The 12,041-nt window shown below is 39.1% G+C and carries 14 protein-coding genes; 8 read left to right on the plus strand and 6 right to left on the minus strand.

Annotated elements, in window-relative coordinates; all coding sequences use genetic code 11:
* Positions 1-2 precede the first annotated feature (2 nt).
* From ACEXOE_RS20030 to ACEXOE_RS20050, 5 genes are all read left to right on the plus strand, one after another.
* Positions 3-542, plus strand: coding sequence for a DUF4252 domain-containing protein (locus ACEXOE_RS20030; protein ID WP_394750679.1), 540 nt, complete (start codon positions 3-5; stop codon positions 540-542).
* Positions 543-620: 78 nt separating this feature from the next.
* Entirely contained in the window at positions 621-1,157 is a 537-nt protein-coding gene (locus tag ACEXOE_RS20035) for a DUF4252 domain-containing protein (protein WP_394750638.1), read from the plus strand.
* Positions 1,158-1,209: 52 nt separating this feature from the next.
* Complete coding sequence (locus ACEXOE_RS20040) at positions 1,210-1,755, plus strand: DUF4252 domain-containing protein (protein ID WP_394750639.1); 546 nt, start codon at positions 1,210-1,212, stop codon at positions 1,753-1,755.
* A 155-nt stretch (positions 1,756-1,910) separates the two neighbouring features.
* Positions 1,911-2,726 (plus strand): mechanosensitive ion channel family protein, encoded by an 816-nt coding sequence (locus ACEXOE_RS20045; RefSeq protein WP_394750640.1) that lies wholly within the window; start codon positions 1,911-1,913, stop codon positions 2,724-2,726.
* A gap of 190 nt (positions 2,727-2,916) precedes the next feature.
* Positions 2,917-3,732 (plus strand): mechanosensitive ion channel family protein, encoded by an 816-nt coding sequence (locus ACEXOE_RS20050; protein WP_394750641.1) that lies wholly within the window; start codon positions 2,917-2,919, stop codon positions 3,730-3,732.
* An 81-nt stretch (positions 3,733-3,813) separates the two neighbouring features.
* On the opposite strand, the gene purB is transcribed toward ACEXOE_RS20050, so the two are convergent.
* On the minus strand, positions 3,814-5,157 hold the full coding sequence (gene purB, locus ACEXOE_RS20055; protein WP_394750642.1) for an adenylosuccinate lyase: 1,344 nt from the start codon (positions 5,155-5,157) through the stop codon (positions 3,814-3,816).
* 60 nt (positions 5,158-5,217) lie between these two features.
* The gene (locus tag ACEXOE_RS20060) at positions 5,218-5,793 is read right to left on the minus strand and encodes an adenylosuccinate lyase (protein ID WP_394750643.1); all 576 of its coding nucleotides are present in this window, start codon (positions 5,791-5,793) and stop codon (positions 5,218-5,220) included.
* 34 nt (positions 5,794-5,827) lie between these two features.
* Between ACEXOE_RS20060 and ACEXOE_RS20065 the strand changes: the two genes are divergently transcribed.
* Complete coding sequence (locus tag ACEXOE_RS20065; RefSeq protein WP_394750644.1) at positions 5,828-6,301, plus strand: heme-binding domain-containing protein; 474 nt, start codon at positions 5,828-5,830, stop codon at positions 6,299-6,301.
* On the opposite strand, the gene ACEXOE_RS20070 is transcribed toward ACEXOE_RS20065, so the two are convergent.
* On the minus strand, positions 6,264-6,956 hold the full coding sequence (locus tag ACEXOE_RS20070) for an SIR2 family NAD-dependent protein deacylase (RefSeq protein WP_394750645.1): 693 nt from the start codon (positions 6,954-6,956) through the stop codon (positions 6,264-6,266). The genes ACEXOE_RS20065 and ACEXOE_RS20070 overlap by 38 nt on opposite strands.
* Positions 6,953-8,191: a tetratricopeptide repeat protein gene (locus ACEXOE_RS20075; protein WP_394750646.1), complete on the minus strand. Its 1,239-nt coding sequence runs from the start codon at positions 8,189-8,191 to the stop codon at positions 6,953-6,955. Before ACEXOE_RS20075 ends, ACEXOE_RS20070 begins: the two co-directional genes overlap by 4 nt.
* 50 nt (positions 8,192-8,241) lie before the next feature.
* On the opposite strand from ACEXOE_RS20075, the gene ACEXOE_RS20080 reads away from it, so the two are divergent.
* Complete coding sequence (locus tag ACEXOE_RS20080) at positions 8,242-8,892, plus strand: TrmH family RNA methyltransferase (protein WP_394750647.1); 651 nt, start codon at positions 8,242-8,244, stop codon at positions 8,890-8,892.
* A gap of 41 nt (positions 8,893-8,933) precedes the next feature.
* Complete coding sequence (locus tag ACEXOE_RS20085; RefSeq protein ID WP_394750648.1) at positions 8,934-9,461, plus strand: SRPBCC family protein; 528 nt, start codon at positions 8,934-8,936, stop codon at positions 9,459-9,461.
* On the opposite strand, the gene ACEXOE_RS20090 is transcribed toward ACEXOE_RS20085, so the two are convergent.
* Positions 9,462-11,156 (minus strand): alpha-amylase family glycosyl hydrolase, encoded by a 1,695-nt coding sequence (locus ACEXOE_RS20090; RefSeq protein WP_394750649.1) that lies wholly within the window; start codon positions 11,154-11,156, stop codon positions 9,462-9,464.
* A 49-nt stretch (positions 11,157-11,205) separates the two neighbouring features.
* Positions 11,206-11,985: a carboxypeptidase-like regulatory domain-containing protein gene (locus ACEXOE_RS20095; RefSeq protein WP_394750650.1), complete on the minus strand. Its 780-nt coding sequence runs from the start codon at positions 11,983-11,985 to the stop codon at positions 11,206-11,208.
* Positions 11,986-12,041 lie beyond the last annotated feature (56 nt).

The following is a 12,041-nucleotide window of genomic DNA, read 5'->3' on the forward strand; positions in this document are numbered from 1 at the left end:
TGATGAAAAAGTATATTACAATTATAGTTTTAACATTACTGCCATTTGCAGGAATCTCTCAGTCCTTATTCGATAAATACGAAGATTTGGACGAAGTGACTGCGGTTGTCGTGAGCAAGAGTATGTTCAACCTACTCAGTAAAATTGACGTAGAAGTGGACGATAAGGAAGCACAGGACTTTATGGACATTGCAAAAACAGTGAACAGCTTGAAAGTCTTTACCACGGAAGATGCCAAAATTGCCGCAGATATGTCGGCATCAGTGAATACTTATTTACGAACGGCCTCCTTGGAAGAGTTGATGCGCGTGAAGGATAAAGAGGCAAATATCAAATTTTATATCAAAAGTGGGAAGGACGATGATCATGTAAGCGAACTATTAATGTTCGTCACCGGCATCAAAGGCGCTAATATAGACGGAAGAAAAATAGAAACCGTATTGCTTTCCCTAACTGGAGATATTGATTTGAACAAGATCAACTCCCTGACCAAGAAAATGAACCTTCCACAAGAGTTGAACAAAGCAGGAAAAAAGAATTAACACAAACAAATAAAACGGTGACGGTGGATACACCATCCACTGTCACCCTAATACCCATCAATTTTTAAAACAACAATCATGAAAAAAATTATCGTAGTACTTTTAATAGCCATTGCCCCTTTTAGCGGATTCTCACAATCTATTTTTGACAAATTTGAAGAAATGGATGAAGTGGGTGCCGTAATCATCAACAAAGGAATGATCGACCTTCTGGTCAAAATGGGAGATGGTCATGGAGATGAAGAGGCCCAAGAGTTTATGGATATGGCCAAGAATATCAACGGAGTTAAGGTGTTTACCACTGAAAATTCCGGAGTGGCCGCCCAAATGAACGCTGCCGTAAAAAAACATTTGCGATCTGCTTCTTTGGAAGAGTTGATGCGTGTAAAGGATAAGGATGCCAATGTGAAATTTTATATCAAAAATGGAAAGCGTAAAGACCATGTGAGCGAACTTTTAATGTTTGTTTCAGGATTGAAAGATCTAAAGGTAGAAGGAAGAAATTTTGAAACCGTATTGGTTTCCATTACTGGAGATATTGATCTGAACAAGATAGGAACACTGACCAAGAAGATGAACTTGCCCAAAGAAATGAAGAAGGCAGGAGGAAAATAAAAATCACCGTACTTGAAAGGAAAACTTTCAAAGACATAAAAAAAACCAACATATGAGTACAATTGTAAAAGTAATTTTAGGAACCATGCTGATGATATTGACTTTATCGGCTTGTTCCTCCACCCAAAGTTTACAGGAATATTATGTAGACAACACAGAGAACCCTAATTTCTTATCTTTTGATATTCCGGCCAGTGTCCTGAATTTAGAAGAAGCAGATTTAACGGATACCCAACGGGAAGCTATTAATTCCCTACGTAAACTTAATATTCTTGCCTTTAAGAAAACGGCAAAGAACGAAGCGGATTATCAAGTGGAAAAAGGAAAGGTGAAGGCCATTCTTAAGAACGATAAGTTTGTAGAGTTAATGAAATTGAACAGTCAATATGGTAAAGGTGTAGTAAAGTACCTGGGAGACGAAGATGCCATTGATGAAATCATCATTTACGGAAACAATAAAGAGCAAGGTTTTGTATTGGTACGTGTTTTGGGAAAGGATATGAATCCGGCACACATGGTACAATTCATGCAGGCCATGAGCAAATCTGACTATAGAGGAGAAGGGTTTGGACCTTTAAGCGATCTTTTTAAAAGCTAAAAACCAGCTTACTATATTTTAAAAACCTACTTCAGGAGTATTCTGAAGTAGGTTTTTTTATGTTAAATAATGAAAAATTAAAAAAACACCCTTCCTTTCTTCAAGCGCTATTTGGTATCTTGCACAGCACACAAACTTTATAATCGTATTGAATTATGGAAAACGCAGAAGTATGGATCAATAAAGGAATTGATTTTACTGTAGAATATGGGCCAAAAGTTATTGGGGCCATTCTCATATATCTTATTGGCTCCTGGATCATCAAAAAAATCGTGGGTGCTGCACGAAAGGTAATGGCCAAAGGAAGCTATGATGAATCCTTGCAAAAATTCCTCCTAAACCTGATCAATTGGGCCTTAAAGATTTTCTTGATTATTACGGTGATTTCTACTTTAGGGGTAGAAACAACCAGTCTGGCAGCTGTAATTGCTGCAGCCGGCCTTGCTGTTGGAATGGCATTACAAGGATCCCTATCCAATTTTGCAGGTGGTGTCCTTATTATGATCTTTAAGCCTTATAAAATTGGAGATTTGATAGAAGCCCAAGGAGTATTGGGGGCAGTGAAGGAAATAGAAATTTTCACCACCAAATTGATTACCCCTCAAAATAAATTGGCCATTATTCCCAATGGTGCCATGGCCAATGGAAACATTATTAATTATACAGAAGAAGGCAAGATGCGCGTAGATACCATGATCGGTATCGGATATAACGAAGACATCAAAAAGGCCAAGGAGGTCCTATTGGAAGTCTTGACCTCTAATCCTTTGGTATTACAAGATCCTGCGCCTTCTGTTAACGTTGCTGAACTGGCTGATAGTTCGGTAAATTTTGCAGTACGCCCTTTTTGTAAACCAGAGCATTATTGGGATGTCTATTTTGCTACCTTGGAAAACTGCAAATTGGCACTGGATAAGGCCGGTATAGAAATTCCATACCCACATCAAGTGGAAATTCAAAAGAAGGAATAGATGCTAAAAAAACATTAGAAATGGTTAAGGCCTTTGAAGTATTTCAAGGGTCTTTTTTATTGTAAAATATGCAAGCTTTTCTGTTTCAGCACCTTAAGAAAAAGATATAAAGTTTCACTAAAAATAAGTGACTTCCTCTGAAAACTCGTGTCTTAAGAACAACACTAACACTAAAAAAGTAAACGGAATTATGGAAAACGCTCAAGTATGGATTGACAAGGGAATCGGCTTTGTTGTAGAATATGGCCCTAAAGTAATAGGGGCACTATTAATATACCTCATTGGTTCATGGGTCATTAAGAAATTGACCAATCTCTTGCGAAACGTAATGATGAAACGAAAGTATGATGAATCCTTGCAGAAGTTCCTATTGAATTTAGTGGCTTGGGCCCTGAAGATATTCCTTATTGTCATGGTCATCTCCAAACTTGGCGTAGAGACCACAAGCTTTGCGGCTATTATAGCCGCTGCCGGTTTGGCCATTGGCCTGGCGTTACAGGGGTCACTATCCAATTTTGCCGGAGGAGTATTGCTCATTATTTTTAAACCGTATAGAATTGGGGATTTAATTGAAGCCCAAGGCGTTTTAGGTGTAGTGAAAGAAATTGAAATCTTTACTACAAAATTGATAACTCCAGAGAATAAGTTGGCCATTGTTCCCAATGGTGCTATGGCCAATGGAAACATTATAAACTACACAGAGGAAGGGCAAATGCGGGTAGATACCACTATTGGCGTAGGCTATGGAGAGGACATTAAAAAAGCAAAGGAAGTCTTATTGGAAGTATTGACGTCCAACCCTTTGGTACTGGAAGATCCTGCACCTTCGGTCAATGTAGCTGAATTGGCCGATAGCTCTGTAAATTTTGCAGTACGCCCTTTCTGTAAACCAGAACATTATTGGGATGTGTATTTTGCTACTTTGGAAAATTGCAAATTGGCACTGGACAAAGCAGGTATCGAAATTCCGTATCCGCATCAAGTGGAAATTCAAAAGAAAGGCTAATATTCGTTGTTGAGTTGAATTAGTTTTAAATGAGAAGGCCATTCCTAGGAATGGCCTTTTTTATATGGTATGCATAAAGGCTTATATCCCCGTGTAATTACTTGGTGTAATGGCCTTTAACTCTCCTTTGATAGCTTCTGAAACCTCTAGAGTATCAATAAAGTGGGCAATAGATTCCTGTGTGATCTTGGTATTGGTCCTTGTTAGTCCTTTTAAAGCCTCGTACGGATTTGGATAGCCTTCCCTTCTGAGAATAGTTTGAATGGCTTCGGCGACTACGGCCCAATTATTTTCCAGATCTTGTTCAAATTTCTCTGCATTCAGCAATAATTTGTTCAATCCTTTTAAAGTGGATTGAAAGGCGATGATGGTATGGGCAAAAGGAACTCCTACATTTCTTAAGACTGTGCTATCGGTTAAATCCCGTTGCAATCTGGAGATGGGCAACTTTGCGGATAAATGTTCGAATAAAGCATTCGCAATACCTAAATTTCCTTCAGAATTCTCAAAATCGATCGGATTTACTTTATGGGGCATGGCTGATGACCCGATTTCTCCTTTTTTAATTTTTTGCTTAAAGTAATCCATGGAAACATACGTCCAGAAATCCCGATCCAAGTCAATGAGAATGGTATTGATGCGTTTCATGGTATCAAACAAAGCGGACATATGATCGTAATGCTCGATCTGGGTGGTAGGAAAAGAATGGTGAAGCCCCAATTTTTCTTGAACGAATTTTGTGCCAAAAGCTTTCCAGTCAATCGCCGGATAGGCCACTTTATGTGCATTGTAATTACCTGTTGCACCACCAAATTTAGCCGCGCTGGGAATATCGTTCAGTAAATTGAATTGTTCTTTCAACCGTTCTACAAAAACCTCGATTTCCTTACCCAATCGGGTAGGGGAGGCCGGTTGTCCATGGGTACGTGCCAACATGGGCACCGCAGCCCATTCTTGGGCCAATTCCTTTATTTTTTGAAGCACTTCAAAATATTGCGGAACGTATACGTCGTTCATCGCTTCTTTAATGGATAGGGGAATGGCGGTATTATTAATATCCTGGGAGGTTAAACCAAAATGGATAAATTCTTTGTATTGTTCCAATCCTAGACGATCAAAAGCCCCTTTAATAAAGTATTCCACAGCTTTGACATCGTGGTTGGTTGTCTTTTCGATTTCTTTAATGGAATCGGCATCGGCTGAACTAAAATTCTTATAGATATCCTGCAATGCCGTAAATTTTGAATGATCAAAATGGGCCAATTGAGGCAATGGGATTTCACATAAGGCGATAAAATATTCTATTTCTACGCGAACCCGATATTGTATTAACGCTTCTTCCGAAAAAAATGGCGCCAAAGAAGCAACTTTATTTCTGTAGCGACCGTCTATAGGGGATATGGCATTCAATTGGTGTAGTGACATTGATATCTATTAAATTTTTGAAAGCGACAAAGTTAACTATAAGTTGAGGAGTTTAAAAGTTTATGGGGTGTTGAATTTTTTCAATTTCTCAAAGGTATGTCGAGCTCTTGCCTTATAGGCCGCACTTCCTTCATGATAATTTTGTTCCAACACCAATTGCAATTCTGGATGTATCCAATTGAACTTGGTGCCCAATAGAAACAAGGAGGTCATAGAATAGGCTTTGGCCGCCACCTTATGTTCACCAATAAGCCAATCAAAACAACTGGCCGTAATTTTTTCCAAATGTTGGTCCGTAAGCACTTTTTTGGTCTCATTCTTTGTTTTTGAAAAATAGGATAAGATCAAATACTCACAGATTTTGGCCATTGGCCGAACCGCGGCATCCAAGGTAACCAAAGTGATGTTTTCCACAAATACATCAAGATAGGGAAAAAGATAATCCAAACGTTTTTTGGCCGTAAATTCCATCACCCAGCATGCTCTGAATGAAATAGGGTTTTTAAGATCAAAAGCTATTTCTAATAAGGGCTGCACTAAATGGGGGTTTTCTAGAATAAGTTGGGCCATTTCCAAACGTTTTTCCCTGGAATGGTTCACATAATTTAATGCTTCATTAAGCGCTTCTTTGGTCACAAAAATGTATTTTTAAGAGGAGAATATTCATCTTATGAAAATAGTAAAAAAAATACTTACGGGACTTCTAATACTATTGGTGGCCTTGCAATTCTATCGACCGGATAAGAATACCTCCGAAAGTGATCATATGGCGACATTCCTTTCTGAAACCAATCCGCCCGCGGAAGTGCAACGTATTCTTGAGAATAGTTGTTACGATTGTCATAGCGATCATACCACCTATCCTTGGTACGGACATATTGCCCCGGTATCCTACTGGTTGGACGACCATATAAAACACGGGAAAGGAAATCTGAATTTTTCGGATTGGGAGAACTATTCCAGAAAGGAAAAAGATCACAAATTGGAAGAACTGGAAGAAGAAGTTGAAAAAGGGAAAATGCCCATTGAAAACTATACTTTGATGCATGCCGATACCAAATTAAGTCAGCAGCAAAAGGAGGCAATTGCGGCATGGGTCCGGCAAACTAGGGCACTGTATCAATTAGGTCAGCGACCAAATTAACAACGCCCGTAGAAGCATTTTCCGCAATTATATGGAGATGATTAAAATCATTCGGGTTCACACTGGGCTTGGGGTCTATGAAGTAGATGGGCGTTTCATGAGCAACAAAATTGACTAGGCTGGCTGCAGGATATACTTGCATTGAAGTCCCAATGATGATCAGGATATCTGCCGTTTCTGTAATTTCAATAGCTTTTTCCAATAAGGGCACTGCTTCTCCAAACCATACAATATGAGGGCGCAATTGGTGTCCCGCATCACAGAGATCTCCCAAATGAAGATCATCCTTCCAATCCAAAACTGTATGTGGGTTGCGTGTACTTCGTACTTTGAGGAGTTCCCCATGCAAATGAACAATCTTACTACTTCCGGCGCGCTCGTGCAAGTCATCTACATTTTGGGTAACAATAGTCACATCAAATAGGGATTCCAATTGAACCAAGGCCGTATGTGCGTCATTGGGCGAAACCTCAAAAAGTTGCTTTCGCCTTTGGTTGTAAAAGTCCAGCACCAATTCAGGGTTCTTGGCAAAACCTTGAGGAGTGGCCACTTCCATAACATCATGTCCTTCCCATAAACCATTTGCATCCCGAAAGGTTCTGATACCACTTTCCGCACTTACACCTGCTCCCGTTAAAACAACTATTTTTTTCAAAGACTTTGATTTTCTGACTTCCAATTTTTATACTCCTTGGAAGCTACTAAGGTATCAAATAAATTATCGTTATTATCGTCCAATGCCTCAAAATATGTGATCAAATCCGAGGCGTAATACAGCTCTGTATCCATCAATTGATTTAGGAGGGGAATACACTTTTCCGGTCTATTCTCATTGGAGTATGAGGCAATGAGGTTAAACTTGGCAGCATCAAAATCAGGGTAGTTCCCCACAATTAATTCATAGGATGAAATGGCTTTGTCATAGTCCGATGCTTGAAAATGGATATTTCCAATGAGGTAATGAAGAAAATCATCTTTTGTAGCCTCTTGTAAAATTGCAAGGGATTTTAAGGCTTCCTCATAATTTCCATTTAAAATGTAATAGTCCATAAAGACCATATTGGTCGCGGGATCATTGGGGAAAGTAGCTTTGAAATCAAGCATAGCCTTTTGATATTGGGAGTCGTTCAATGCCGCAGCCAGTTGTGTTTTTAGGATATGGTAGAGTTTAATTTTTGTCAAAGGACCTCTAACCTTGTTCACATGGTCTAGTGCTACTTGGAAATTGCCTTCATTTTTTTGATTGATGGCCTGGACCAAATGGGGCATGTCCGATTTATTCTGCAAGCTAAGGATTCTTTTGAGGAGACTTCCGGGCAAGGAGGCTAGGAAAAAAGTATTCATGGTCTTGCTCATCATCTCTCCATTAATGTAGACATAGATGTCTTCAATGAAAAACTTTCCATCGAAAGAAATCAAATCAAAATCGTGGTAATTGATTCCAGATTCTTCTGAAAATAGACGGAAGAGCATATGATAAGATGATGTTTCCTCACTATAACGGTAGGAGATAAATTCATAAGTCCCACCCATTTCTGTGATGGATACAATTTGATCGGCCAATTGCTGAAGTCCCTTACCGAGGCCGTTTCCAAATTCCCTTTGCCATTTGCTAATTTTGGAATCCTGTTTTTCTATGAAAGTGGCTTTATCAACAAAGCGCTGCAGATCTATTTTTTGCGTAAACTTAATGCTTTCCCCTTTGGCAATAACCTCTTCTATATGTGTTGCCAAGGCAAGGACCAAAGAATCGTTCTCGGCAGTTTTTGCAGAAGGATAATTCTCCAAAACAGCAATTTTTTCCTGTTCCTTGGGGTTTTTATCGGCACAACAATAAAAGAAAACAATACAGAGGATTAGGAAAAGTGGTTTTTTTGATTTTAAGATCATTTTTGCATCTTTAGGGTGTTGGTTACTTAAATATAGAATAATCTTCAGAAATGGATGAAAAATTACTAAGATATCTCGAAAATTTTATCACAGCGGAACGCAGTGAGCGTTTTCTGAGTATTTTGGAAGAACGCACCAAATATATAACGGTGGCTGTCGAAGATGTTTTTCAAATTCACAATACCAGTGCAATTATCCGCAGTTGTGAGGTTTTTGGCATTCAGGAAGCGCATTTGATCGAAGGTAGATTTGGGAAAAGATTGGATAAAAATATTGCCATGGGTGCAGAACAATGGGTAGATGTCCATACCTACAATAAACCTGAAGATTGTTTAAATACCTTAAAGGAAAAAGGATATACCATAGTGGCAACGACGCCGCATACCAATTCCTGTCATTTGGACGATTTTGAAATCAAGGGGAAAGTAGCCCTATTTTTTGGAACGGAAAAAGAAGGACTGAGCGAAGTGGTTATGGATAAAGCCGACAGCTTTTTAAAGATTCCTATGGTGGGTTTCACAGAAAGCTTAAATGTTTCGGTTTCTGCCGCTATCATCCTTCAAACCTTAACTACTCAACTAAAAAAGAGAGAAGTCAATTGGTCATTGACCGCAGAAGAAAAGCTGGAAAAGCGCTTGGACTGGACCAAGAAATCCATTAAAAGTATTGAAGCCATTATGGAACGCTATTCCGAGAGTTAAGTAATTTTTAGTAATTTTAAGTTCAACCAATTCATAAAAAAATGACTTTACTAATTTACATTTTAATCGGAATCGTTGCGCTTGTCGTGCTATTGGGCATCATTGCCCCTAGCAAATACAATGTTTTTAGAACCATTGAAATTGCAAAACCCAAGGCAGAGGTTTTTGAGTATTTGAAGTATTTAAAAAATCAGCAGCAATGGTCCCCTTGGGAGAAGAAAGATCCAAATATGGAGAAAAAGTTTACGGGTACCGATGGGGAAGTTGGCGCAGTAAGTTATTGGAACGGGAATAAAGATGTAGGCGAGGGAGAGCAGGAGATTACTAAAATTATAGAAGGAAAAAGAGTTGAAGGGCAATTGCGTTTTTTAAAACCCTGGAAGTCTACTTCTGACTGCTACCTGGAAGTAGAAGACAATGCTTCTGGAGGAACAAAGGTTACTTGGGGTTTTTCTGGGAAAAACAAGTTTCCCTTTAGTATTTTTATGCTCTTTTTCAGTATGGATAAAACCGTAGGAAAAGATTTTGAAGATGGGTTACAAAGTTTAAAGTCGCTTATGGAAGCCTGATCAACGCGTAAGTTCCAGTAAGGCAATATCATATTCATTATCTAATATGACCTGACCGTTTTTTACGACAACCTCGGTCTTGGAGTACGTATCATATAAAATTGTCCCGTCACCAAAAAAGCCTTTGACTTTAAGGGCTTTTTTGCCTTTGGGCAAATTTAAACCAATGACCACTTTGTCCCTAAACTCTCCGTTACTATAAGTTCGGCTGAAAACATATGGTTTTTTGGTCAAACGCTTATGTTTGCCAGCCCCTACTGCGGGATGATTCTTTCTGAACGTCCCAAGTTTTTGCCAATGGGCCAATACCTTTTGTACTGCGGGAAGACTATCCAATTCGTCCCAATTCATATAAGAACGTAGTGTAGCATCTCCCGCCGTTCCTTCAATGGTCAAATCCCTTGAAGTTTCATCCCCATAGTAGACTTGTGAGGCTCCGGGGGTCAATAATAAGACATTGGCGGCATGGTAAGGACGTTCCCTGTTTTGGTCAAAAGGAGCACCATCATCATGGGAACTAAGGTAGTTTAGGGTACTTTTTCCCTTTAGTTTTGTGTGTAGTAGCGTATTGTATTTTTTAAAAATACGTTCATAATCCTGCTCTGCATCATATTTCAATTCAAAGTTGATCAGGCTTTTAAATCCGTAATCATAAAAATCAACTTTTTTATCACCAAAATCGAAGGCCCGTCCTCCGGAAATCCCGTAATTATATACTTCACCGACCATGTAAAAAGGGAGGTTATCCATCACTTCCTTTGGATGTATTTTTTTCCAATTTTCAAAAGCATGGGAGGCTTCCTTGTACAGTTCGGCCCAAGCTGCTTCATCGGCATGTTTTACGGTATCTACTCGAAACCCATCAATACCAAGTTTATGTACGTAATCCGTAAGCCACTTGATGATATAATACTTTGGGGCTCTGGGATATCCGGTACGTTCAAAAAACAGCTGCAGTTCATCCAATTCTTGAGATAGCCTTCCTTCTTCTTTCCACTTGGCCAATAGATGGTCAGGGAGTTTTACGGCATCTTCGGATTCGGTATAGATATCAGGAAGATTGGCGACCAAAGTACAACGGGTTGTGTTTTCATAGGTGGTAAATTCGCAGGTTGGTGAAGTTCTGACCCATTCTTTGGGCCATACGGGATCGCTATCGGTAACGGGACCGGTATGGTTCAGTACCACATCCATTAAAATACGAATGCCATTTTTATGTGCGGTCTTCACCAAATTCTCCAAATCTGCATCGGTTCCAAAATTAGGGTCAAGGGCCGTCCAGTCCTTGGTCCAATACCCATGGTAACCATAAGTATTGCCCGTACCCTCATCTGTGCTTCCGTGAATTTGTTCCACTACTGGAGTAAACCAAATGGCATTGATGCCAAGGTCGGTAAAATAACCTGCTTCAATTTTTTGTGTAATTCCAGCGATATCTCCCCCCATAAAACCTCTTAAAGGGGCTGTAGGGGAATTGCGATCAAAATTAACATCATTTTCAGGGTTACCGTTATGGAAACGGTCGGTTAATAAAAAATAGATGTTGGCACCTTCCCATAAAAAAGGTGTCTTTTTCTTAGGAATGGTATCGGTGACTGCTGTAGTATTTTTTTCCTTGCGCGCTTCTTGGGTTTCCTTACAGGAGAATACTAGGAAGAGGGGAAATAGGGAAATAAAAAGCAGTTTGTTGGTCATCTTCAAATATTTTAATTAAAACTATAAAATGAAGATGGAAATAGAAAATTTATTTTTTTCTGTTGAGTACTTTATATTCCTCGTAGCAGCTGTTTATGGCGTCCAAAATCTGCAGGTCATTGGCAGTGGTGATAAAGGATTTAGAGTAATTGCAATTGGTAAGGATGTCATCAACATCCATTTTTTCTATTTGTAAAAGCTCGGTCAATGTTTCACGGTCAAATTTTGCTGCCAATAAATCGCGTATTGCGGCATCTTCCTTCATTTGTCGGAGTTTGCGCATTTGTCGAGGTTTTTTGCCAAAAAGATTTCGCAGTAAATCCGCTGGATTTAATATGGCACCTAAAACTTTGGTCACAGCACTAGGGCTTTTGTTTCTTGCCTCATATCCCTTGGAAAGTCCGGAAATACTGTATTGATAAGCAGTGTTTATAGGTAGGTTTTTAACATCGATCTCTAAATAACCGGTAAGTTCAAAGGGCCTTACAACTACCTCTTCCAAGGCATAGGCCAATTCTGTCAATGCAATCTTGGTATCCTGAAATTTAAACATATCGTTCGTAACCCGAACCTTTTGGGATTTAAACCCTAAAAAGGAAAAATAGAGGGTATCATTTACCGCAGCGGTAATAGAAAATTCCCCTTTGGCATTGGTAATGGTACCTATAACTTGATTTAGGTTCAACACGTGAACACTCTCCATGGGGACCTCTGTCTGGGCATTGATAATTACCGCTTTGATCGATTTACTCGCATCACTTTCTTTTTTTTCTTGGGAAAAGCCTAGAAAGCCGATGAAAAGTAAATAAAGCAGGATATGTTTCTTCATGAATTTAAAAGTACTATAAACTATATAAAAAAACACGCTGTAGCGTGTTTTTTTAT

Origin of the sequence: Spongiimicrobium salis, from assembly GCF_043678055.1 — a bacterium.
Classification (GTDB): Bacteria; Bacteroidota; Bacteroidia; order Flavobacteriales; family Flavobacteriaceae; genus Spongiimicrobium; species Spongiimicrobium salis.

Bases quoted from the DNA above. Each gene is read 5' to 3' on its own strand.
- ACEXOE_RS20085 (WP_394750648.1), top strand. From the start codon at position 8,934: ATGACTTTACTAATTTACATTTTAATCGGAATCGTTGCGCTTGTCGTG.
- ACEXOE_RS20075 (WP_394750646.1), bottom strand. From the start codon at position 8,191: ATGATCTTAAAATCAAAAAAACCACTTTTCCTAATCCTCTGTATTGTT.
- ACEXOE_RS20030 (WP_394750679.1), top strand. From the start codon at position 3: ATGAAAAAGTATATTACAATTATAGTTTTAACATTACTGCCATTTGCA.
- purB (WP_394750642.1), bottom strand. From the start codon at position 5,157: ATGTCACTACACCAATTGAATGCCATATCCCCTATAGACGGTCGCTAC.
- ACEXOE_RS20065 (WP_394750644.1), top strand. From the start codon at position 5,828: ATGAAAATAGTAAAAAAAATACTTACGGGACTTCTAATACTATTGGTG.
- ACEXOE_RS20035 (WP_394750638.1), top strand. From the start codon at position 621: ATGAAAAAAATTATCGTAGTACTTTTAATAGCCATTGCCCCTTTTAGC.
- ACEXOE_RS20045 (WP_394750640.1), top strand. From the start codon at position 1,911: ATGGAAAACGCAGAAGTATGGATCAATAAAGGAATTGATTTTACTGTA.
- ACEXOE_RS20040 (WP_394750639.1), top strand. From the start codon at position 1,210: ATGAGTACAATTGTAAAAGTAATTTTAGGAACCATGCTGATGATATTG.
- ACEXOE_RS20080 (WP_394750647.1), top strand. From the start codon at position 8,242: ATGGATGAAAAATTACTAAGATATCTCGAAAATTTTATCACAGCGGAA.
- ACEXOE_RS20095 (WP_394750650.1), bottom strand. From the start codon at position 11,985: ATGAAGAAACATATCCTGCTTTATTTACTTTTCATCGGCTTTCTAGGC.
- ACEXOE_RS20090 (WP_394750649.1), bottom strand. From the start codon at position 11,156: ATGACCAACAAACTGCTTTTTATTTCCCTATTTCCCCTCTTCCTAGTA.
- ACEXOE_RS20050 (WP_394750641.1), top strand. From the start codon at position 2,917: ATGGAAAACGCTCAAGTATGGATTGACAAGGGAATCGGCTTTGTTGTA.